General features: G+C 48.5%; 22 protein-coding genes. 8 read left to right on the top strand and 14 right to left on the bottom strand.

Annotation, left to right across the window (positions count from 1 at the left end):
• Window positions 1-108: 108 nt before the first annotated feature.
• Window positions 109-675: a hypothetical protein gene (locus tag EL628_RS19685; protein ID WP_126581608.1), complete on the bottom strand. Its 567-nt coding sequence runs from the start codon at window positions 673-675 to the stop codon at window positions 109-111.
• A gap of 282 nt (window positions 676-957) precedes the next feature.
• The gene (locus EL628_RS19680) at window positions 958-1,404 is read right to left on the bottom strand and encodes a hypothetical protein (protein ID WP_126581607.1); all 447 of its coding nucleotides are present in this window, start codon (window positions 1,402-1,404) and stop codon (window positions 958-960) included.
• A 65-nt stretch (window positions 1,405-1,469) separates the two neighbouring features.
• Between EL628_RS19680 and EL628_RS19675 the strand changes: the two genes are divergently transcribed.
• Window positions 1,470-2,924, top strand: coding sequence for a hypothetical protein (locus tag EL628_RS19675; RefSeq protein ID WP_126579943.1), 1,455 nt, complete (start codon window positions 1,470-1,472; stop codon window positions 2,922-2,924).
• Between the two features lie 287 nt (window positions 2,925-3,211).
• On the opposite strand, the gene EL628_RS19670 is transcribed toward EL628_RS19675, so the two are convergent.
• The 6 genes from EL628_RS19670 to EL628_RS19645 all read right to left on the bottom strand — a co-directional run bounded on the left by EL628_RS19670 (window position 3,212) and on the right by EL628_RS19645 (window position 8,002).
• Complete coding sequence (locus EL628_RS19670; protein ID WP_126581606.1) at window positions 3,212-3,682, bottom strand: hypothetical protein; 471 nt, start codon at window positions 3,680-3,682, stop codon at window positions 3,212-3,214.
• Window positions 3,645-3,926: a hypothetical protein gene (locus EL628_RS31030; protein WP_371859674.1), complete on the bottom strand. Its 282-nt coding sequence runs from the start codon at window positions 3,924-3,926 to the stop codon at window positions 3,645-3,647. The genes EL628_RS19670 and EL628_RS31030 overlap by 38 nt, the downstream gene beginning before the upstream one ends.
• Window positions 3,927-3,956: 30 nt before the next feature.
• Window positions 3,957-4,781, bottom strand: coding sequence for a hypothetical protein (locus tag EL628_RS19660; RefSeq protein WP_126581605.1), 825 nt, complete (start codon window positions 4,779-4,781; stop codon window positions 3,957-3,959).
• A gap of 347 nt (window positions 4,782-5,128) precedes the next feature.
• The gene (locus EL628_RS19655) at window positions 5,129-5,455 is read right to left on the bottom strand and encodes an Imm32 family immunity protein (protein WP_126581604.1); all 327 of its coding nucleotides are present in this window, start codon (window positions 5,453-5,455) and stop codon (window positions 5,129-5,131) included.
• 181 nt (window positions 5,456-5,636) lie between these two features.
• Complete coding sequence (gene pyrG, locus EL628_RS19650) at window positions 5,637-7,310, bottom strand: CTP synthase (protein WP_126581603.1); 1,674 nt, start codon at window positions 7,308-7,310, stop codon at window positions 5,637-5,639.
• Between the two features lie 44 nt (window positions 7,311-7,354).
• On the bottom strand, window positions 7,355-8,002 hold the full coding sequence (locus EL628_RS19645; protein WP_126581602.1) for an MBL fold metallo-hydrolase: 648 nt from the start codon (window positions 8,000-8,002) through the stop codon (window positions 7,355-7,357).
• Between the two features lie 278 nt (window positions 8,003-8,280).
• Here EL628_RS19645 and EL628_RS19640 point away from each other — a divergent pair, with 278 nt between their 5' ends.
• The 4 genes from EL628_RS19640 (at window position 8,281) to EL628_RS19625 (ending at window position 13,576) form a co-directional block, all read left to right on the top strand.
• Window positions 8,281-9,027 carry a glycosyltransferase family 2 protein gene (locus EL628_RS19640; protein ID WP_126581601.1) on the top strand — a complete coding sequence of 249 codons (747 nt, stop codon included), beginning with the start codon at window positions 8,281-8,283 and terminating at the stop codon, window positions 9,025-9,027.
• Between the two features lie 161 nt (window positions 9,028-9,188).
• Window positions 9,189-9,395, top strand: a complete 207-nt coding sequence (gene secG, locus EL628_RS19635) for a preprotein translocase subunit SecG (protein WP_281276558.1) — start codon at window positions 9,189-9,191, stop codon at window positions 9,393-9,395.
• Between the two features lie 153 nt (window positions 9,396-9,548).
• The gene (locus EL628_RS19630) at window positions 9,549-10,331 is read left to right on the top strand and encodes an SGNH/GDSL hydrolase family protein (RefSeq protein ID WP_126581599.1); all 783 of its coding nucleotides are present in this window, start codon (window positions 9,549-9,551) and stop codon (window positions 10,329-10,331) included.
• Window positions 10,328-13,576, top strand: a complete 3,249-nt coding sequence (locus EL628_RS19625; protein WP_126581598.1) for an ABC transporter permease — start codon at window positions 10,328-10,330, stop codon at window positions 13,574-13,576. Before EL628_RS19630 ends, EL628_RS19625 begins: the two co-directional genes overlap by 4 nt.
• A gap of 121 nt (window positions 13,577-13,697) precedes the next feature.
• Here the strand turns inward: EL628_RS19625 and EL628_RS19620 are convergent, their stop codons facing one another.
• Window positions 13,698-14,786 carry a glycosyltransferase family 4 protein gene (locus EL628_RS19620; RefSeq protein ID WP_245994173.1) on the bottom strand — a complete coding sequence of 363 codons (1,089 nt, stop codon included), beginning with the start codon at window positions 14,784-14,786 and terminating at the stop codon, window positions 13,698-13,700.
• Between the two features lie 304 nt (window positions 14,787-15,090).
• Between EL628_RS19620 and EL628_RS19615 the strand changes: the two genes are divergently transcribed.
• On the top strand, window positions 15,091-15,945 hold the full coding sequence (locus EL628_RS19615; protein WP_126581596.1) for an LLM class flavin-dependent oxidoreductase: 855 nt from the start codon (window positions 15,091-15,093) through the stop codon (window positions 15,943-15,945).
• Between the two features lie 11 nt (window positions 15,946-15,956).
• On the opposite strand, the gene EL628_RS19610 is transcribed toward EL628_RS19615, so the two are convergent.
• Genes EL628_RS19610 through pgeF form a run of 5 tightly spaced genes read right to left on the bottom strand, consistent with a single transcriptional unit; the run spans window position 15,957 to window position 18,720 of the window.
• Window positions 15,957-16,211 (bottom strand): DUF167 domain-containing protein, encoded by a 255-nt coding sequence (locus tag EL628_RS19610; RefSeq protein WP_126581595.1) that lies wholly within the window; start codon window positions 16,209-16,211, stop codon window positions 15,957-15,959.
• A 9-nt stretch (window positions 16,212-16,220) separates the two neighbouring features.
• Window positions 16,221-16,514, bottom strand: a complete 294-nt coding sequence (locus EL628_RS19605; RefSeq protein ID WP_126581594.1) for a YggT family protein — start codon at window positions 16,512-16,514, stop codon at window positions 16,221-16,223.
• A gap of 3 nt (window positions 16,515-16,517) precedes the next feature.
• Window positions 16,518-17,012 (bottom strand): DUF6391 domain-containing protein, encoded by a 495-nt coding sequence (locus tag EL628_RS19600; protein WP_126581593.1) that lies wholly within the window; start codon window positions 17,010-17,012, stop codon window positions 16,518-16,520.
• Window positions 17,009-17,737 (bottom strand): YggS family pyridoxal phosphate-dependent enzyme, encoded by a 729-nt coding sequence (locus EL628_RS19595; RefSeq protein WP_218028950.1) that lies wholly within the window; start codon window positions 17,735-17,737, stop codon window positions 17,009-17,011. Before EL628_RS19595 ends, EL628_RS19600 begins: the two co-directional genes overlap by 4 nt.
• A 50-nt stretch (window positions 17,738-17,787) precedes the next feature.
• On the bottom strand, window positions 17,788-18,720 hold the full coding sequence (pgeF, locus tag EL628_RS19590; RefSeq protein WP_161975624.1) for a peptidoglycan editing factor PgeF: 933 nt from the start codon (window positions 18,718-18,720) through the stop codon (window positions 17,788-17,790).
• Between the two features lie 238 nt (window positions 18,721-18,958).
• Between pgeF and EL628_RS19585 the strand changes: the two genes are divergently transcribed.
• Window positions 18,959-20,074, top strand: a complete 1,116-nt coding sequence (locus EL628_RS19585) for a multicopper oxidase family protein (protein WP_161975623.1) — start codon at window positions 18,959-18,961, stop codon at window positions 20,072-20,074.
• A gap of 181 nt (window positions 20,075-20,255) precedes the next feature.
• Window positions 20,256-21,449 carry a M24 family metallopeptidase gene (locus EL628_RS19580; RefSeq protein ID WP_126581590.1) on the top strand — a complete coding sequence of 398 codons (1,194 nt, stop codon included), beginning with the start codon at window positions 20,256-20,258 and terminating at the stop codon, window positions 21,447-21,449.
• The last annotated feature ends 24 nt before the right edge of the window (window positions 21,450-21,473 follow it).

Genomic DNA, 21,473 nt, shown 5'->3' with positions numbered 1-21,473 from the left:
CTCAATGAGGCTATTTTAGTATGAAAATAAGTAAAGCTGTTTATTTATCAAGTCATCTTCTATGTATAGGAATCATCTCTTATAAAATCTTAGCAAAAACAAGAGACATTACATTCTCTCTTTTCCGGGCCCAGTAGCGACAGGAAAGGTGTAGACTTGTTCATCTTTGATAAAGGACATCATCTCATGATGACAGTGATAGCTCCAGGGCTGTTCGACAAAAAGCGTCCATAATTGTTCTCCGGCAAGATTCCAGACGGTCATTCTCATTTCTGCAACCATAATGATATAGTTGCTATATCGCTCCCAGGAAAGAAAGCCAATGTCAACTGAAAGCTCGAACAATTTTTGAGGTACTTGCAGCTGATAAGCCAGAATTTTTTCTCCAGCCCTAATAAATAAGATCTGGCTTTCGGGAACGTAAAGCAACTCTGGATAAAAGGCAGGATCCGACGGGGAATAGCCGAGAAGTAAAGTGAGAGAAAACTCTTTTTTGCTCCCACAATTTTTTGCAGCAATAAATACTACATTGCTATCTAGCGGATCTTTTTCTGTTCTATCTATATCTATTTCTTCAGCTAAAAGCGAATCATCACGAAAAAATTCCCTATAATATTTTGGAGCCTGGTTTGTCTCTAAAAATATTTTATAATCATAAATGTTGAATATAATCATATGGCTTTTTACTCCTATGAACAAAATCTACAAAATTTCAAATTAAATGCACTGTTAAGAAGTCGTACAGCAACACTAAACGGTGAAGGTCGAATATTCTAAGCTCAAATTTTGCCATTTATTCGAGCTCTTCACCACTTAGCGGAGCTGTACCGAAGAAGTCCTCCGACGTATTTTTTCTATGACTGGTAGGAACCAACATAAATACATTCAATAGCGAAGAGTCCAAAAGCACCTGGGAAAATAAGCGCACAGTGAGAAGTCTCTACCTTTTAAGAAAACTCATCCTTTGTATGGAAGACGTCTGAAGATAATAGTATTTTCTTTCTCATATCGAGAAAATTTAGAAGGAAAAAAGTTTTCCCCGCTATTTTTGGGGAGTATCCATTGCGTAACTTCGCTTGATTCCTCCTCAACTGCTGAACGAAGATCGCCTTCAAAGTTTGTTGTATATTCCGAACCCATAGTAGCTGCAATAAACTGTTCCCCTAAGAAAGGCTTCACAATGTTTTCATCGAGAAGATCAACAATTTTTTGAAAGAATAATTCAAAGAATGCTTTCTCCTTCTGAAGAGTAGAAGATACAATATATGTGGCTTCAGCAGCAAGTGTCAGTATAATATAGTCGTCATGGACAATTTCGGTGAGAATTGTACACTGTATCTTATTGTTTAGGCATGGTTCAAATGGAGTGAGAACCATGTGACACATGAGCGCGACGATTGACAAAAAGAATCCCTGAGAGATAAGGTGATTTTGACAAAAAAAAACAACACCGTTCTCAGGGAGGAAACATGAATCATTGTAGCACGATTGAGCAGCGCGTTGATATCATTTCTCAGATGTTGGCCCAGCCACGTCATGGATTGGTGAGTCAGTTGAGCCGAACGTATCAGGTGTCCCGTCAGACCTTGTATCGGTGGGCGGCAAGCGGGCGCAAAGCGCTGCATGAAGCGATGGGTGCACCGCTGGTCCCACTGAAGCAAAAAACGTCGCTTGCCACACTGGTTCTGACCTTGTTGATCGAAAACCACGCCAGGTATCGAGGCATCCAATCGACGCTCAAACGGTTGCATGGCATACGCATCAGCATAGGAAGCATTTGCACGATCATCCAAGATGCGGGGCAACGTGCGCAAGCGTGGATGAACCGACAACGTGCACAAGCACCACGAACCTTGGCTCTCGATGAGCAATACAGTAGCCAGCGCGGCAAAGCCTATCTCAATGTCATTGATGTTCACAGCGGACAAGTGTGGGCGAGCATCCCTCCCGTGGCGGTCGATGGCGAAAGCTGGACGCTGGTGTTGTGGTCGTTGAGCGAACAAGGCATTGAGCCCGTTCACACCGTCAGCGACGGAGGCCGGGCCATTGCTGACGCATTGAGCCATCTGGAACTCGACCAGACCCATCAAAGAGATGTGTGGCATCTCTTTCACGTCGCGGCACAAGTTCAAGGGCGTCTTGAGCGAGCTGTGAAAGCCGAACAAGACCGCCTGCCAGCGCTGCAACGGCAAGCCGAACGCGTCGCGGCGGGAAAACACGTTCAAGGAAGACCATCGGGCAGAACGCTGCACCAACAGCACATCGTCCTGGCTCAAATGCAATCGGTTGCCGATGCGGTGCGCTATCTGTGTGAACAGTTGCATGCGTTGTTGGATGTGGTCGTGTTGCATGATGGGGCTATCATGAGCAGTTCGTTTCGAGAACAGGAACTGCAAACCATCGTTGCCCTGCTCGACGAGGTGGCGATGCTGGCGCAACCGGGCTTGCAGCAGCACCTTGCGATGCTGAGTAAGCAACTGCGTTTGGCCTTGCCTCATGCCTTGTTGTTTGCCCGACTGCTCGATGGCAGCCAGGAGCAGGCGCTTTCGCGGTTGGGCTCTCAAGCCGTCGCGTTGCTGGCATGGGCATGGCAGCGGCGAAGCGTGCTTGGCCCAAGCAGCCAGGATCTCTTGCGTGATCTTCCATCGCTGTGGCAAGCGCAAGCTTCCCTTCTCTTTACGGCTTGGGATCGAGCGGTTCGAGCCAGCAGTGCGGTTGAAAATTGGCACAGCATTGTGCGGCCTCATTTGGCCGTTCATCGCACGCTTTCTGCAGGAATGCTTGCACTGCTGGCTGTTTGGCAGAATCATCGGATTGCACCTCGTGGACTTCATGAGGGGCTCTCCCCTTTACAACGAACAGGATCGACCGAAGATCAGCCTGATTGGCTTGCCGCGTTGGGCTATCCTGTTCTTGTCGTTTGACTGTTCAAAAGTGTCACATGGTTTTGAACCATGCCTAATAAAGAAAATAGAGGAGTAATTAAAAACGTCTGTTTTTTTAGAATGAGGTGTAACTCCACTTTTTCGCCCATTGATGACTTCCTCATATGTCAATTTTTTAAGCACCTATTCAGATACCGATATGAAGCCAGTTAGCAAGAGCCCTCACTTTTTGGAGGGTTTACTCTAGAGTGCATCATATTGCTTGCGCCAAATCGGTCCTGAAGAGGCATGGTTGGTTCTAACATACCTGAAAAAGGTCCAAATTTTCAAAAACTAGATGATAGTTCTTCAATTATTTCTAAAGGGACTTCGCAGCCCCTTTCATCGAAGAGTTCAATACTTTGGGCATGCAATTTCAGGTCTCCTCCTGGTGCTATCTGCTCATTCCCCATAAAAGGCAAATCGCTAATAAAACGAAGAGTTATATACTCATCTATTTCATCATCACGGACATGAGAGATCCCCATTTGAGAGATAAACTTTTGTATATGATCTACATTAAACATTGGATTGTGGGGATCTGACCACAAAGTAAAAGATAGAAAATTACAGTCCACAAGTTTTAGCGTAAAAAACGAATAGGTCTCATCTATCATTTCTGCAAGGTAAGGGATATATATTACAAAAAATGTAATATTTTTAAGGTCTTTGTCTTTAAAGATATTCGTTATTTTACCATCATGAAACAGGCTCAGCATCCTAATAAAGGGCTCTTTTTTCAATGGATACTTCTCCATTGCCTGGTGCTCCTTGATCACATTTCACTCTTCTGCCCGTAGCCGGATCAAAAAACTCTGTACTATTACCACTCAATTTAGCCTGTGGGTGAGTTACATCTTCCCAGCCTTGCTCAAGAAGTTTTTCTGGATCTTGTGGAAGGTTCTTTATCCAACTACCCTCACCACCACAATTATGCACCACCCAGCTACCATCACCAACCGTGAAGGTGTGATCCTGCTGGATCTCGAAATTGTACCTGATGCTGGTGCTGAGGACCAGGGTCCAGGCAACTTAATGGATAGAGATAAGGAGAGATTCTGTATCAGATAATGGATCTATACTCCATCGCCATGAAAGAAAGAGAGCTCGCTTTCCTAGCAGTACTTCTAACGCTTTATTAGCCCATAGGAGATTCTCCGTCATATTAAAAGGACCTGATGAGACTACATCTCCATAGCGACTGAAAGAACCATCAGCAATAGGATACCCAAAGGCTGCAACAGCTTTACCAATGGTTAATCCAGTGAGAATGGTTGTAATTTCGCGCAAAAGAAGATGATATATTTTTTCATCGCCAATTGATACTGGTGATGGACAATTTTTAGAAAGAGATTCCACACGTTCCTTTTTTGTTTGATAGTTATCATCGATCTCGTCAATGCTCAATGCCATTGAGTGGTTGTTCTCCTCAGATGTACGATCGCCCTCTCTTTTATGAGTCTGGCCTCTCATTTGATAAACCTTTTCATAAGGGATAGAGGTAATAAAATGAGCCAGTTCTTCAAGAGCAGTAAACCATTCTCTTTCATCATTTGTAAAGTAGCACTGATAGTCTTCTTGAAAGACACATCTAGAGAAGTTGTGTGACTTCTTGCCAGTGAGGATGTCATATAACTCTTGTAGATAAGTTTTATTTTGATAAAAGACTGAATCAGATAATTCTACTGCCAGAAAGCGCCATACCATTTCATCCAGAGTCAGTAGTTTTTCTTCGGTACTTAAGAAGTCATAACAGTGTTGTATAATGGTCGTTGCGCGCTTATCTGCAGAAGCTGAGTTTTCTAAAAATGCTTTTACTCCCTCAAGCAATTGTTTTCGAATCGTATATTTTCTCACGGCTTACTCTCTATGTGAGGAGTCAGAGTGATTATATTACCCTGACTCCTCACATTAAACATTAATTGTAGATATTAATGGTGATGAAACTTTCCAAAGTCAGCATCAAACATGTTGTACCAGTAATGGTTTTCAATGCTTGGGCTTCCTTTTTTAGTAAAGGTTTAAATGACGTATTTCCAACACATAGAGCACTTTACGATCGGCTAATCGATATCCAGGTGAACATCCTCAAGCCTGACTTCAAAATGTTTGCAATAAAAGAGATGTCCTTGTTCCAGAATACACTTTGATATTAAGCTCTTGCTAAAACTGTTTCAGCTTTACCACTCAAACTTTTTCAGAACCTACTTTTTATCTAAAACGAACGAGACGGAACCATCATCAATGTTACTATCGTTGTCATAATGGATATGTGCTCCGGATGGAACTTCATCCTGAGCAAGGGTCAAGAGATGCCTGGCTAAAGTGATCAACCCTCCTTTGTCAGCCTGGATAACAAACTCATTATCAGAAACTATTCGTGCCGAGATGCTATACTCATTTTCGTAAATTGCTCTCACTCCATGCCAAATTGAATAATCCGGAACATCAATTGTCACTTGATTCAACTGAAGGTCATGACCTTGCGTATCTTTTGGCTCGAACGGGAACGTAATTTTTATTTGCCCCATTTCCATTCTCCCTATATTGACTAGTTAGTAAATCTCCATTCAAAGCGACGTAGTAGTCCAGTCCGGTGACGCTATCCGCTCGTTGACCGGTAAAACCGATACTGGTTGGTAGGGTCGTAAAGGAAAATAAAAAGCAGAGCCACGTGGCTCTGCTTTTTGTGTTTACGATTGTCGGTGGAGCTTAGCTATTGCTATGGCTTTCGGTCAGGACTGGGGCAGTAGCCTGCTGAGCGCCTTCTTGCGTATGCTGGTTTTGCAGTTTGACGCTGGCACCAACGAAATCACGGAAAAGTGGATGGGGACGCGTCGGGCGGCTCTTAAATTCTGGGTGGAACTGTGAGGCCACAAACCAGGGGTGATCTGCAATCTCAATGATCTCAACCAGACTATTGTCGGCAGAGCGGCCACTCACGATCAGCCCGTTGCTCTCCATGCGTTTGCGATATTCATTATTGAACTCATAGCGATGGCGATGGCGCTCAAAGACGATGGGCTCGCCGTAGGCCTCAATGGCTTTTGTACCAGTCTGAAGACAGCAGACCCAGCTTCCTAAGCGCATTGTACCGCCTTTATCGGAGATATTGCGCTGCGTATTCATCAGATCAATGACTGGATAGGGATTCTGCTCATCGAACTCCGAGCTATTGGCTCCGCTTAGCCCAAGCACATTGCGAGCGAACTCAATCACCGCAACCTGCATGCCCAGGCAGAGGCCGAGATAAGGGATGCGATGGCGTCGGGCATAGCTAGCAGCCTTAATCTTCCCCTCGATACCGCGATTTCCAAAGCCACCGGGGACCACAATGCCAGCTACATCCTCCAGAGCCTCCTCATAATTATCGCCCATCTGCTCCAGAGCCTCAGAATTAATCCATTTGATATGGATATCCACATCATGGAACCAGCCAGCATGATGCAGCGATTCGGCGACCGACATATAGGCATCGTGTAGCTCAACATATTTGCCAACCAGGCCAATTGTGACCTCGGGGCGAGGATGCTTAATCTTTGCCACCAGCTGACGCCACTCTTCCATCTGAGGAGGCTGCTTCTTCAGACCCAGCTCTTCGACCAGGAACTCGCCCAGGCCAGCCTCTTCAAGCGTCAGAGGAACCTCGTAGATCGTCTCAGCATTAGGCATGGGGATAACGGCCTTCGCCTCGATATTGCAGAACAGCGCGATCTTCTCGCGGATATCATCGCTTACGGGATAATCGGAGCGGCAGAGGATCACATCGGGCTGGATACCAACGCGGAGCAACTCTTTTACGCTATGCTGAGTCGGCTTGGTTTTGAGCTCCTTCGCCGCACCCAGATAGGGAAGCAGAGTAACATGAATATAGATAATATCGCGGCGGCCAACATCCTTGCGCATCTGGCGAATCGCCTCAAGATAGGGCTCACCCTCGATATCGCCAACCGTTCCACCAACCTCAACAATCACCACATCGGCATCAGAGTGGCGAGCGACCGAATTAATGCGCGATTTAATCTCATTTGTGATATGGGGGATGACCTGAATCGTCCCGCCCAGATACTCGCCACGGCGCTCTTTACTGATCACCGAATTATAGACCTGACCTGTCGTCACATTATTGGCCTGATAGGCAGGTTCATCGGTAAAGCGTTCGTAGTGGCCGAGATCGAGATCGGTCTCAGCGCCATCATCGGTCACAAAGACCTCACCATGTTGATAGGGAGACATCGTGCCGGGATCGACATTAATGTAGGGATCCAGCTTCATGAGCGAGACCGAGACTCCGCGGTTTTTGAGGAGACGCCCCAGGGAGGCTACACTAATTCCTTTTCCGACAGAAGATGCCACACCACCAGTGACAAAGATAAATTTCGACATTCCTTCCTCCTTAGACACGGAGCCTTGTCATGAGCCATGTTAGCCTACTGACGTGCTGCTAATAGAATCACCTGCATTTCCGCAGGGAGTGTATTGCGGGTGACCACAAATTTCGGCTGCGGATCAACAATCTCAATGCCCATCTCTTTACAGAACGTGCGCAAAGGATGGGAAGTTGCCTCAGCATTGGGTGTATAGTGCATAGGAATCACGACTCGTGGTTCAACCTGACTGATAATCTCCGCAGCCTGAGTTGCATTAATGGTATGGTCGCCACTAATTGGAAGCAGAAGCACATCAGCGTCCGCGACCTCCTCCAACTGTTCCTCTTGTAAGCTATGTCCCAGATCGCCGAGATGACAGATCACCAGATCATCCATATGGATGATATAGATCGTATTGCGACCATAGTCCTGACCGCGTTTGGTATCATGATAGGCGGCAACACCAGTGATCAAGACATCGCTAATCTCATATTCACCAGGGCTACGTACCACGCGTGGATGTCCGCCAACGCTTTGAACAGCATTATGCCCAGGATGGTCATGGCTGACAGTGACAATAGAGGCGTTGATCTTGCTCAGCGCTGCGGGGGCCGTGGGCTGAGATTGAGGGCTACAGGGATCGGTAATTAAAATGGCGTTTTTGCCACGTAACTGAAAACAGGAGTGGCCTAACCAGGTTATTTCCATAACTGTTGTTGCTCTCTCACATAAGTTCGGGCGGGGACCTAGTGTCCTCGCCCGAATTGTATTGTATCATAGGGATAGGTGTTCTACAAGGGGCCTGGCAATTACTCAGTCGGAAGAGTGTCTCTTTTGAGTCGCGCTATTGTCGCGCTATTTATGAAGAGATACATCTGTTTGTTGCTACTTACCACGTTATTCGTCTACAAAGGTGTGCAGTTATTTATTTTTTTGTCAGCACAACCATGTTTGCCGTTTGTTTTCGGAATGTGAGGTTTGTCTTTATGCGTGTTTCCATTGTTGTTCCTGCCTATAACGAAGAAAAGACCGTTGAGCTTATACTTACCAAATTGGCAGCAACTCCTCTCGATATGGAAGTGATTGTAGTGGATGATGCTTCCACTGATCGGACATGGGAAATTTTGCAGCGATTGAGTCAGCAGGAGCCTTTTTCAAGATATCGTTTTTTGCGTCATGAGCGCAATCAAGGCAAAGGAGTTGGTTTAAAAACTGCATTTGCACATACAACAGGTGAGCTTGTGACCGTACAGGATGCAGATATGGAATACGATCCGCAAGATCTTCCAGCACTCGTCCAGAAGTGGGAAGAGGTTGCTCAAACGGGTAAGAAGACTATTGCTGTCTATGGTCGGCGCAATCTTTCGCAGCAGAAGTTTACCACCCGGTGGGGAAACCGTTTTCTGACTGCTGTGACGAATCTGCTCTATGGAAGCCGTATCCATGATATGGAGACCTGCTATAAATTGATGCCTCGTGAGATTGCTCATGCGCTCCCTATGACCGGGCGTCGTTTTGAGATTGAGCCAGAGATTACCAGTTGTATTTTGCAAGCAGGCTATACCATCTATGAAGTTCCTATTAGTTACACACCTCGTGTAGAGAAGAAGCTCTCTCCCTGGAAGGATGGTTGGCCTGCGCTGGCGATGTTGCTCAGCCGCCGCTTTAGCAAACCTTTTCGTCTGCCCGTAACCGTAACGGTAGCGTCGCCTTCCGAAAAAGCCACTGTCTGATGTGCAATAGAGCAGATAGACGCAGGTAGTACAATGCTCTCGACGTAGTATAGGTACTATGGTATAATCATTTTAGTGTAACTCTACCCTGGACGTGCTAACGGTTTAGCCTGAAAGCGAGGACTTTTTTGATTTCTCAATGGCTCCCAGCTATTAGAATCGTGCAAATGATACTGGCTATCGCAGTGATCATTTTTATTTTGTTGCAGGTACGCGGCGCTGGTCTGGGCAGTGCCTTTGGTGGCAGCAGTGCTGGTTCAGTCTTTAAAACGCGACGTGGTGTGGAGCGCCTCGTCTTCAATGCAACGATCGTCTTTATTGTGCTGTTTGCATTGATCTCGATTTTAAGCCTGGCTCTGGTGCGCTAAGTACCCGCCATTCTGGCTCGTGTGCGCGTTTGAGCTGAAGCAGTTCTTCTGTGTTGCGTTTGTGTGGGATAGAATGGACGGACCCGCCAGTGGGCAGAAAAGAGGAAGCATCCTCTGACTTCTCTCTGCCGTGAAAGGGCTCGTGACGCAAACATGCACGATTGGTTCTTTAGCACATCGGTCATCCGCAATCAATATGCAGTACTAAGACAGTGGTCTGTGGAGGGAACGCGTCCTCGTGTTCCCACAGCCCTGCGTTATATGCTCCCTGCTGTGATTCTCCTGTGCACACTTTTTATCCCTTTGACACCCCATTCGACCTTTCCCGTTTCTTCTTCTACCCATCCTCCATTAACGTATGTAGCCATCGGTGCCTCAGATACGTTTGGTGTTGGGACCGATGATCCCCTCACAGAGAGCTGGCCCTCGGATCTTGCACGTCAGCTTGGAAACCAGATTCATCTGGTGAATCTTGGTATTCCGGGCCTGCTGGCCCATAATGCTCTGACGCGTTCTCTTCCCATTGCACTAGATGCTCATCCTCAACTGATTACTATCTGGTTGGCGGTCAATGATCTGGCTGCCAATGTCGCTCTTGAGAGCTATCAACAGGATCTGGAGCAACTTGTGGCACAGCTCCAGAAAGGGCTGCCACAGGCCCGAATTGTGCTGGCAAATGTACCAGATCTCACTCTTTTACCACACTTTAAAGCCATGGATGGGGATGTGTTGCGGAAGCAGATTGACGATTACAATTCCACTATCGTCACACTGGCTGATCATCATCATATTGTGCTTGTGGATCTCTATCAGCAGTGGAAGGCATTGGCTCAGCATCCAGAATATATCAGTGATGATGGCTTTCATCCCAGCGCTTCCGGCTATGCTCAGTTGGCGGAGATCTTCTATAACACTTTACAGAAACAAGCCCTATGATTCAGTTTTTCGGCGTTGCGCTTGAGACCTTGCTGCCATGGTTAGTAGGAACGACCTGTCTCATTATGGGGGGCGTCTTTGTGCTGGCATTGGCAAATAGAATCTTCTTTAAGATTGGGGTTCGCAATATTCAGCGCCGTCGTGTGCAGATGGGTTTGATTGTGTTTGCCTTAATGCTTTCAACGACGCTTCTTTCAAGTGTCCTTGCGACCGGGGATGTGCTCACGGCGGCGGTGCAAGGGGTGGCAGTCTATAGCTGGGGAAATGTGGATGAGACGATTGAGGGGGGACATGACTCATTAGGTAGCTATCCCCAGAAGGTCTACACAAATGTGTTAGAACATAGCCAGCATTCGCCCTATATTGCAGCCGTCGGTGCTGCTCTGCGTGAGGGGAATCTGCTGGTTGCTGACCAGAACTCGCGTCAGGTGCACTCAGATATCATCGCATTAGGAATATTGCCAGGGAGCGAGCGTGGCTTTGGTGGCATGCAGGATGTCACCACTGGTGCTACATTGACAATCAATGATTTGCAGCCCTACCAGATCTATCTCAATCAGACCAGTGCCCGGCTCTTAAGTGCTCACGTGGGCGATATGCTCTATCTGTATGCGGAGCGTTGGCCGGGGAGACGGTATGGAATGCAGGTCGTTGGTATTGTGGGGAATAATGGCCTGGTTGGTGACAATGCAACGATTTTGGGGCGCTTGCAAACCTTTCAGGAGATTGAAGGGAGATCAGATATTATTAATATAATCCTGATTAGCAATCGGACGAATAGCCCTGCTGGTGGAGAAGTTACGCTTTCACAACGAGTGGCAGCAGAGGTCAAACCCTGGCTCTCCAGACATGTCCATGTGAATCAGGTGAAAGCGCAGGGCGTTGCCAGCTCATTGAAGGCAGGCGATATTTTTTCGCGGATCTTTTCACTCTTCTCGCTCTTTGCATTGGCGATTGGGCTCCTCCTGATCTTTCTCATTTTTGTATTGTTAGCGGCTGAGCGGCGATCTGAGATGGGGATGGCGCGTGCAATTGGGATGCAGCGCCGGCATCTGATTCTGATGTTTCTCTTTGAAGGAGCAATCTACGATCTGGTCTCCTCGTTTATTGGTCTCTTATGTGGCCTTGGGGGAGGCTATCTGCTGGTCCTCTCGCTGCGCCCTATTCTCGCGCGTTTTGATTTTCCGCTGAAATTTTCGCTTCAGCCTACCAGCCTGATCGTGGCGTACTGTCTTGGCGTTATCTTTACCTTTTGCTCTGTGACCATTGCTTCCTGGTTCATCAGTCGCATCACTATAGCGGAGGCACTGCGCGATCTACCAGAGCCCGCTCGCTCCACTCTTTCGCTGCGTGAACTGAGGCAACGAGCCCTTTACCTGCTGCGGCGGTGTACTGATCGGACCGTATCCCGATCAGAACGGTTACGAGTGGTCCGACGGTTTCTCTTTGAGTTTGTGCCAGAAGCTGTGATGAGTAGTCTGCGTCTCCTCTTTCTGTCCGGGCCTCTCCCCCTGGTAATGGGCTGGTGGATTACGGAAGCGGGCGTCAGTAGCGGACAGGTCTTAATCTTCTCGATTGGCATATCCCTTCTAATCCTGGGTATTGTTCTGTGCGGAAAAGGACTGATTGAGTCGATCTGGCGTTTACAGTCTCAGGTACGTGCCCAGAAACTTCAGGATGGCTGGCGGACATGGCATACGCTAGCGAATGGCGTCTGTGCTGCTCTCGTTGGAGGATTGATCATTGCTTACTGGGGACTACCCTTTGATGCGCTCAGCGATCTGGGCATTACCCGTTTCCAGGGCGGGATTGAGCTCTTCTTTGTCGCAGGCGTCATGATGGTCCTGGGAGCCGTCTGGCTGGTCATGGCCAATGCGCGCCTGTTGACATGGCCCTGGTTAGCTTTGACCGCGCGTTTGCCAGGAATGTATGCAGTGATGCGATTAGCACTGGCTTATCCTCTAGAGAGGCGCTTCCGTACGGCAGTCAGCGTCATTATGTTTAGTCTGGTGGTATTTGCTATGACCATCATGGCCGTGATCACTTCTGCCATGCAGCAGAGCTATGTTGATATCAACCAGCAGACGGGTGGCTATGATATTCAGGCCACTGCATATTTTAAGGCTTTGCCCGATCTACAGAGCTCGCTGGCTCAACATGGGATTGCCCCCTCCACTTTTTCGGCTGTAGGCCAGAGGAGCAATACATCCGTTGGTATCTTGCAGTTAAGCGCAGCACAGCCGCGCTGGTACCTCTATCCAGCTCAGCTCGTCAATGGTGGTTTTTTGCAGGGGTATGGACTGCATCTGGTCTCGCGTGCCAATGGTTTCTCCGATGATGCTGCTGTCTGGCAAGCGTTGCAGAGCCATTCCAACTATGCATTGATCGACAGTAGCGCACTACCTGCCAATCCTAAGAGCTCTCAATATGGACTGAGCACGACTGCTCCGAGTGGGCAAGGTAATGATTTTGATGCTCATTATCTCTTCTCAATGAGTGGAGTCCATCAGGGTGAGACAAGTTTTGTTCCTACGCCTGTCTGGGTTACCGGCCAGCAAGATAACCAGCCAGCCATTAAGTTAACTATTATTGGTATCGTTGATAATAGTGACCAGAGCCATTATGGGCTCTATGTTCCTGCGTCGGCAAAGAACGTAAGTGCTCTGGGGCAGACTCAGGATAGTACGTCTCCCCAGGTGCAGAGCTATTATTTTAAGGTTGCATCTGGCCAGGATGTCCATGCTGTAGCGCGTGCCCTTGGTTCAGCCTATCTGGATAACGGATTAGAGACCACGGTCCTGGAGGATTCAATCTGGCAGGAGCGGGGTCCGCGGATTTTGTTGAGCAATGTTTTGTTGGGGGTCGTTGGCGTTACCCTGCTGTTGGGCGTGGCTGCTCTGGCGATTACAGGAACACGGGCCGTCATTGAGCGGAGGCAGCAGATAGGTATGTTACGAGCCCTTGGCTGCTCCAGACAGATGGTACAGAGTGCTTTTCTCCTGGAAGCCTTTCTTGTTGGAGCATTGGGGAGTATATTGGGCTGCCTCCTGGGCTTACTATTGGCCCGTAACATCTTTGCGGTCAATTTCTTTGAGCGCTATCAGACGGGACTGACCTTTAGCATTCCCTGGCAGCAGCTGAGTCTGATTATTGGGGTGGCTCTCCTGGCATCGTTTCTGGGTGCCCTTCTACCAGCCTGGCAGGCAGGTAAGATTGCGCCTGCCGAAGCATTGAGGTATAGCTAGCAAAAGACAGGGACCCCTTCTTGCATCCATATGGGAGTGCCTGCCTGACCACAGTCACAAAATGATCAAGTGATGTGCTGGTGACAGGCCGCTCGGGAGAAACGACGCCATTGAAGCCTGGCTACTTGTGAGAAGCAATGATCTGTTTGTAGATATGGACATAGTTTTCGACCATAGTCGGAGCTGAGAAGTACTTTTCGGCATGTTCTCGGACTGCTCGTCGATCGATCTCAGTGATGCGAGGGATACAATCGACAATCTCATCGACACTCCTGGCGAGAAAACCAGTCTGCTCATGTTTTACAATTTCGGGGGTAGCGCCGCGTGGAGTCGCAATGATTGGGCAGCCTGTGGCCATAGCCTCGATCAAGACCATGCCAAATGGTTCATCCCAGACAATAGGATGGAGCAGGCCACGAGCCTGGCTTAAGAGCTCCACTTTCTGTTGATGTGAAACAGGGCCAACGTAGCGGATCTGTTTGCCATCCAGATAGGGTTCGATCATATGTTTATAATATTGGACTGACTCTGGCTTGTGAGGCTCTTTGATGCCCGCCAGTACGAGAGGAACCCCGGCTCTTCTGGCGGCCTCAATGGCCAGATGAGCTCCTTTTTCATAGCTGAAACGGCCCAACCAGAGAAAATAGTCTCCATTCTCCTCTGTGAGTGGACGATAGCGATCGGTCTGAATACCATGATGAACGGTGCCTATAACGTTATCTGGCAGGGGATTACGTCTGGCATGTTCGCTAATAGTGATGAGAGGGACCTGTCGTGCCCATTCCATAAAATAGGCATCGGCATCTCCAACCCATGGCCCGATCGACCGATCAAATGGGAAATGGCTGTGGAGCGTTGTCACATGAGGGGTATTGAGATCCGCCAGGAGCGGGAAAAGATACATATCACCGCTTGACGAGAGGTGCGTATGCACGATGTCAAATTGATGGGATGAAATATATTCAATTGATTTGTGGAGATGATAATAAGCCTTCATGCCTGCCTGCCAGGGAACCCCCTCAGAGACCAACGAAGCAGGAATGAATGAGATCAGATGAGCGGAAGTGCGAGCATCAGCAGTAGCAAAGAGTGTGACCTCGTGCCCCTGAGCGACCTGCTCTTCGATAAGATGGAAGAGGGCATTCTCTGTTCCACCAAAATTATGTGGTGGAATGGTAATCCAGGGTGGTGCAATCTGTGCAATTTTCAAAGCTTCCTCCTTCTTAAACTCAAGTGTGATACGTACGCCATTGTAGGTTTTTGTAGGGGAGGACGGTCTAAAAGGTTCGCAAGTGGGATATGCTGATACTTATAAAGCAGTGATCCTGTTATAAAGACTCATGAGAAAGATAACTGTTAAGGTTTTGCCTTTGACATTCTCTCTCTTCCCGTTGGGAGTGAAGATCCATAGAAGCGGGTCTTATCGGGCGGCTGCGTCTCTCACTAATTAGTCTCTATACGGTATACTGGGGAAAATAGATACTGTTCAAAGGGCAATCTGGAAAGGATCATTCATGAGATTTGGTATTGTTATCCCAAACTGTGGCGGAGATTATGCCGACCCTCGTTTTGTAGCGGAGGTTGCGCATGAGGCTGAAGAGGCTGGCTGGGATGGTTTTTTTGTTTGGGATCATATTAGCGATAAATGGGCACCAGAGGTCAGCGATCCCTGGATCATGTTAAGTGCGATTGCCATGCGTACACACCGCCTGAAATTAGGAACGATGGTCACCCCTATTCCAAGGCGAAGACCCTGGAAGCTCTCTCGTGAACTGGTAACCCTGGATCACTTATCGGGAGGGCGTATAATTCTCGGCGTGGGGATCGGCGGCGGCGCAGAATATACCGATTATGGAGAGCAAGCAGACAATAAACTTCATGCAGAGATGTTGGATGAGTCGCTTGAACTGTTAGAGGAGTTATGGACAGGCGAGCCAGTGAACCATCAGGGGCAACATTATACAGTGCAGCATGTTCGTTATCTTCCGCGACCGGTGCAGCAACCACGAATCCCGATCTGGGTTGCGAGCGTCTGGCCGAATAAGAACCCGCAGCGCCGAGCCGCCCGATGGGATGGTATTGTACCCATTGGCAAAGGCCTGGGTCCATTAGAGCAGATGTCGCCCGCCGATGAGCAAGCATGTGAGGAATTTGTCCGCGCACAACAGAGTCCTGAGCGAGCCGCCCAGCCCTATGACCATATTCACTGGGGCGTATTAGAAGGGAAAGATGCGGAGGCTGATCGAGCTCTGGTCGAAGAGTATAGCCAGGTTGGAGTAAATTGGTGGTTAGAGAATATCACCTGGAGTCGTGGCACTTTGGAAGAGCAGCGGGAACGTATTCGTAAGGGGCCACCCGGAGTGCGCTGAGTAGAGCGAAGTTAAAGCGGGATTTTTTGTACAAGCTCTTCCTGATCGATACCTTCAATCTCCACAGTTTTTAGCCTGCTTGTGGCTCCTCGTACAATATGGATAGTGCGGCGAGGGCGTGCTAAGCGCTCGGCTAGCAGGGCAACCAGTGCCTCATTGGCTGCCCCATCCACGGGAGGAGCCGTTAGCCGAGCCTTAAGGTTACCATTTTCCCATTCAAGTGTGTTGCGACCACTGCGTGGGAGAACACGGACCGTAATCAACATAGGTTTGTCTTACCAGCCGAGAGGCATGACCGACTGTAGCAAAAGGGCACGAATGGTAAAGACAAGAAACATCGTAACCAGATAAGAGATATCGATAATCCAGACGCGCCAGACAAAGCGGCGTACCGCCTCGAGGAAAGGATCCGTGATTCTGGCGATAAAACGCATAAGCGGGTTGCTACCCTCGCCGATATTTAACCAGGAAGCCAGAATACGAATAAAAAGGCATACGAGGATGCCCCCTGTAATGAGCTGAATCAAGAAGCTCACAATTGGTAGTGGTAAGGCATGTGGCACAAACATGAATTACTCCTGTATAGTTCGAACTTCAACAAAAGAGACACCCAGGAACGTGCGTCGGGCGATATCGATCACACGAACGCCCTGGAGATCTGGCAACGTGGTAAAGTGCTTCTGGACATATTCACCTACTGGTCGGGCGGCGGCCCAGCCAGCGATTGAAGAGGCCGCAGCAGTCGTTACGCGGGTACGTGTTCTGGTCGAAGCAAAGCCCAGCATAGTGCCAAGCGTAATAAGTGAGACCCCCACTGCGAGATTTGTGCCACAGTTGGGATGAATAGCCAGTTCTGCTTCACCAGCCTGAAGTCGGCTCAGAGCCTCAGCTACAGCTCTGTGGAGGACCTCCATCTTAACCTCACCATAGATGGTAAAGCCATCCGGATTGGAGCGGGCTACAGCATTGAGCGAAGGGTCCATACGGGCCATAATAGTAAAGGTAGCGTGTTCTAGAGCATGATTCTGGCGTGTACGCCGGCTCATTGGTATATCAGCAAGCTTCATTGCAGCTCTCCTCTGTCGATTCGTTCTCCAAAGATCGCTCGCCCAACGCGAACGATGGTTGCTCCTTCTTCAATTGCTACGCAATAATCATCGGTCATACCCATGGATAGTTGAGACCAGGAGCTATCAGGGATCTCCTGTTGCAGCTGGTCTCGCAGAATGCGAAGTGCACGAAAGATCGGGCGAACTGTTTCTGGTTCCTCAACACGTGGTGCGATCGTCATCAATCCTTGCACCTCGAGATTGGGAAGGGCGACAATCTGCCTTGCCAATCCTGGCACCTCATCGGGCTGCATCCCTTCTTTACTTGTTTCACCAGAGATATTGACCTGTAATAAGATTGATTGGCGTATCTGTAGTTTTTCGGCCTGACGTTGCAGTGCCAGAGCAAGATGCAGGCTATCGACACTATGAATGAATTGGAATGCGCCAACCACTTTATTGGCCTTATTACTCTGAAGGTGTCCAATCAGATGCCAGCGAGGTGTGGGGAACGCTGCGATTTTTTGCAGCGCCTCCTGAACACGATTCTCACCAAAATCACGAACTCCAGCCTGTGCTGCGACCTGGATGGCTTCAAGTGGCCTGGTTTTTGAGACGGCTACGAGTGTGATAGCGTCAGGCTGACGCCCCGAGCGAAGCGCCGCCTCAGCGATGGTGCTTCGGACCGTTGCGAGATTGGTTGTAAGAGCCTCATATTGAGCCTGCAAATGCTTGTCTATCACAAAATTTCTCTTTACTAGTCAGTCTATTGCGTCTTCTTAATCTGTTGTTATTATAGCAAGTTTGTACAGTCTCTGTCTTGCGAGGGGAACGATTTTTTAAGGGACATCAGAACGACAAAACGGCCCGTTTTCCCTTGCTCGCGGCGATGAGAAAAGAATTGTTCAGTATGGCAACTGGTGCAGATCTGCATTGTCTCAATCTGATCCTCAGGAATACCAATCATCATCAATTGATTGCGGTGCGTTGCCTGCAGATCGAGACGGAGACTGGTTCTTTCTGGGAGTTCAACCCGTGAGAAGACAGCCGACTCTCTAACCAGAGGAAGATAATCTATACGCGTTGGCATCTCATCAAATGCTAATCGACCAGAAAAGATCTCTTGAAGATCTGAGCTTACTTCATAGCAACACGAACCAATTGCTGGCCCGATGCCTGCATAGATCTGCTCCTTCTGGCAACCGTACTGTTGCTGCATTGCTTCAACCGTTGCTATGGCTATCCCTCGGGCTGTGCCTCGCCAGCCACCATGAGCAAGCGCAATGACGCGCTGTTGGGGTGCATAGAAGAGAAGCGGTACACAGTCTGCAAAGGAGAGAGCAAGTGTGACCGAACGTTCGTGTGTGATTAAGGCATCACCTTTGCGAATCGTTGCTGGCGTCCAACTGCGTTCATAGTAGGAATGGTCAGCCCAATCAGTACGCCATTCATCCTGTGAGCGATATGTGATGACATCGGCTCCATGAATCTGCCAGAGCGTAATACAGGATTGTACTGGAAGATCAAGGGCACGCAGAGCTAACTGGCGATTGTGAATGACATTGTTAATGCTATCGCCGTTGACGCCACGAGGGGGAGTCGACGTATTGAGGCTAGCATAGGGAGCCTGACTTACCCCACCCAGGCGCGTAAAGACGCCATGGGTCAGCTCAGGAAATTGTTGATAAAGATCAAACTGAAGAAATGATAGCTGCTGCTCGATCAAGATAGCTCCTTTATGTACTGAGAAAAATATGTACTTACGTACTGAGAAAGATTGGCTTAGCTTTATTCTAACACAGCCAGCGATGAAACCATCCTTCATTTCCGTAATTGCAACTCCATCAATTTAAGATAAGTAGAGTGACAATATAGCAGCGTTTATACGTATATATAAAAAGTCACCCTAAATGATAGAGGTGACGGCTAGATCCATTGCAAACCGCAAGAAAGAGAAAAAACGCATGGAAAAGCAGAGCACCCGGCTCGGGGTGGGGTTAGGACTGCTCATCACAGCCTTTTTAATTACAGGACTGTTGGGCTTCTCGCTCACAGGGCGTGGCTCGGAACAAGTATTGGCTTCATCTGCGGGTACGAAGGCGCAGGTGCGCAATTTTAAGCTCTATGTACGCGATACCACGTTAAAAATGCCGGATGGAAAACAGATTTATGTGTTCGGCTATACAGATGATCCTCAGGGGCCAGCCAAAATTCCTGGGCCTGTACTGACGGTCAACGAAGGCGATACCGTCAACCTGACTCTGGTCAATGATAAAGATCCAACCAAAACCTCTTTTAATCCTGATGGAGATGGACACACTATTCATCTTCATGGACTGGACCTTCCCAGTGCGATGGATGGTGATCCGATGACTTCCCCAACCCAGGATTCAGTGAAAGAAGGCTCGCAGTACACCTATCATTTTGTGGCCAAAGAGGCAGGAACATACTGGTATCATTGTCATGAGAGCGCCACAGAGCATATTCAGATGGGGATGTATGGAGCTTTTATTGTGCTCCCACGCGGTGGGGATACACACTATGCATACGCTGGTACCCCGCGTTTTGATAAGTCGTATACGCTGGTGCTAAGCGACATGGATAGCGGTGCTCATCAACAAGATTATACCAATCTCCATAGCGGCGGTGATAATCCGAACTGGACTCAATATCGTCCTGATTATTTTCTTATGAATGGGCATGCATGGCCAGATATCATGGATGATCCTTCGTCATTTATACAGGCAACGGTTGGACAGCATCTCCTGGTACGTCTGATCAACTGTGGCTATACCGTTCATGCTATTCACTCACATGGTTTTCATTTTACCGTCATTGCAACCGATGGGCGAAAACTATCTGATCCTTATCAGAAGGATACATTATTGCTGGCTCCTGGCGAGCGATACGATATCCTCTTTGATCTCAATCAAGCTGGCCGTTATATGTTCCATGATCATATTGAGCAGAACACTACCAATAATGGAGACTATCCAGGTGGTATGATGACCTTTATCAATGTGAACAATCCAGATGGCTCTAACCCTGTGCCTATGTCCAGCCTGCATATGAACGGCTAACCCTTTGTGTGCTTGACCTGAATGTGTCTTCTCTCTATCCTCCAGCGGAGAGAAGACACATTCGTGCTGTTCAAGAGGTCTGTCATCATGAAGACAACGCTATCATGAGAGTGAAAAAGAGTCTTCAACAGTGGTGGTACAATGACAGAAACCTTTGTCACTTGCAGGAGGGACATCTTTGATGGAGTTAGCTCAGATCCAGGAAGCCATTCGGGGCGAGCAGCTTGACGGCTGGCTTTTTTATGATTTTCGCAAGTCCAATCCGATTGCCTATCAGGTCTTACAATTGCCAGTAGAAGAGATGTACACACGGCGCTGGTTCTACTATGTGCCAGTTCAGGGTGAGCCAACGGCCCTGATCAGCGCAGTCGAACCACATGTTCTCCACTCATTACCGGGTCAGCGTTTGAGCTTCAGAACCTGGCAGGAGATGCAGGATCACCTGAAAGAGCTTCAATTGCAGGGAAAGAGGCTGGCGATGGAATATTCGCCCCGCAATGCCATTCCTTACGTCTCGCGTGTAGACGCGGGAACCCTCGAGCTTGTGAGCTCATTGGGAGTAGAGGTTGTCACTTCTGCGAATCTGGCGCAGCGCTTTATAGCGCAACTCACCCCAGACCAGATCACCAGCCATCGTGAAGCAGGTCGGCGGCTCATTGCAGTAAAAGATCAACTTTTTGCAGAGCTACGCTCTGATCTCCAAGCGGGGCGAGAACTGGATGAATACGGAGTCCAACAACGTTTTCTGAAACTTATTCTGGAGGCCGGTCTCATTCCGCCCGAAGGAGAAGCTCCCATCGTTGCAGTGAATAGCAATAGTGGTAACCCACATTATGAACCAACCATCCATAACTCTAGCCCAATTCGGCGCGGCGACTTAATCTTGTTTGACTTCTGGGCCACCCTACCACAGCCAGGGGCAGTCTATGCTGATTACACCTGGGTTGCCTTTGCGGGCACGCGAGAAGAGATTCCAGCTAAGCAGAGAGAAGTATTTGAGATCGTAAGACGTGCCCGTGATACAGGTATTGCCTTTGCGCGTGAGCGGTTAGCAGCAGGTGAAAAAGTCGAGGGCCGCCAGGTTGACGATGTTGTGCGTACCGTTATTCAGAGAGCTGGCTATGGAGACTACTTTGTGCACCGTACGGGGCATAGCATTGGTTCAGCCGATCTGCATGGCAATGGAGCCAACATCGATAATTTTGAGACCCAGGATGAGCGCGTTCTGCTTCCATACACCTGCAACTCTATCGAGCCAGGCATCTACTTGCCTGAATTTGGTGTCCGTAGTGAAGTAGACCTTCTTATCTTCGAGCGAGATGCCGAAGTTACTGGTGTACCAGCCCAGGGAGAGATTACCCCTCTTCTCCCTTAATAGAGCATACTTTTGGTAGAGATG

This window comes from Tengunoibacter tsumagoiensis, from assembly GCF_003967535.1.
GTDB classification, from domain to species: domain Bacteria; phylum Chloroflexota; class Ktedonobacteria; order Ktedonobacterales; family Ktedonobacteraceae; genus Tengunoibacter; species Tengunoibacter tsumagoiensis.
This window is presented reverse-complemented; position numbering and strand designations above follow the sequence as displayed.

Coding starts and splice junctions, on each gene's coding strand:
- EL628_RS19670 (WP_126581606.1), bottom strand. CDS start 3,682: ATGGAGAAGTATCCATTGAAAAAAGAGCCCTTTATTAGGATGCTGAGC.
- EL628_RS19610 (WP_126581595.1), bottom strand. CDS start 16,211: ATGTTGATTACGGTCCGTGTTCTCCCACGCAGTGGTCGCAACACACTT.
- EL628_RS19675 (WP_126579943.1), top strand. CDS start 1,470: ATGAATCATTGTAGCACGATTGAGCAGCGCGTTGATATCATTTCTCAG.
- EL628_RS19625 (WP_126581598.1), top strand. CDS start 10,328: ATGATTCAGTTTTTCGGCGTTGCGCTTGAGACCTTGCTGCCATGGTTA.
- EL628_RS19630 (WP_126581599.1), top strand. CDS start 9,549: ATGCACGATTGGTTCTTTAGCACATCGGTCATCCGCAATCAATATGCA.
- EL628_RS19615 (WP_126581596.1), top strand. CDS start 15,091: ATGAGATTTGGTATTGTTATCCCAAACTGTGGCGGAGATTATGCCGAC.
- EL628_RS19645 (WP_126581602.1), bottom strand. CDS start 8,002: ATGGAAATAACCTGGTTAGGCCACTCCTGTTTTCAGTTACGTGGCAAA.
- EL628_RS19600 (WP_126581593.1), bottom strand. CDS start 17,012: ATGAAGCTTGCTGATATACCAATGAGCCGGCGTACACGCCAGAATCAT.
- EL628_RS19640 (WP_126581601.1), top strand. CDS start 8,281: ATGCGTGTTTCCATTGTTGTTCCTGCCTATAACGAAGAAAAGACCGTT.
- EL628_RS19685 (WP_126581608.1), bottom strand. CDS start 675: ATGATTATATTCAACATTTATGATTATAAAATATTTTTAGAGACAAAC.
- pyrG (WP_126581603.1), bottom strand. CDS start 7,310: ATGTCGAAATTTATCTTTGTCACTGGTGGTGTGGCATCTTCTGTCGGA.
- EL628_RS19655 (WP_126581604.1), bottom strand. CDS start 5,455: ATGGGGCAAATAAAAATTACGTTCCCGTTCGAGCCAAAAGATACGCAA.
- EL628_RS19580 (WP_126581590.1), top strand. CDS start 20,256: ATGGAGTTAGCTCAGATCCAGGAAGCCATTCGGGGCGAGCAGCTTGAC.
- EL628_RS19585 (WP_161975623.1), top strand. CDS start 18,959: ATGGAAAAGCAGAGCACCCGGCTCGGGGTGGGGTTAGGACTGCTCATC.
- EL628_RS19605 (WP_126581594.1), bottom strand. CDS start 16,514: ATGTTTGTGCCACATGCCTTACCACTACCAATTGTGAGCTTCTTGATT.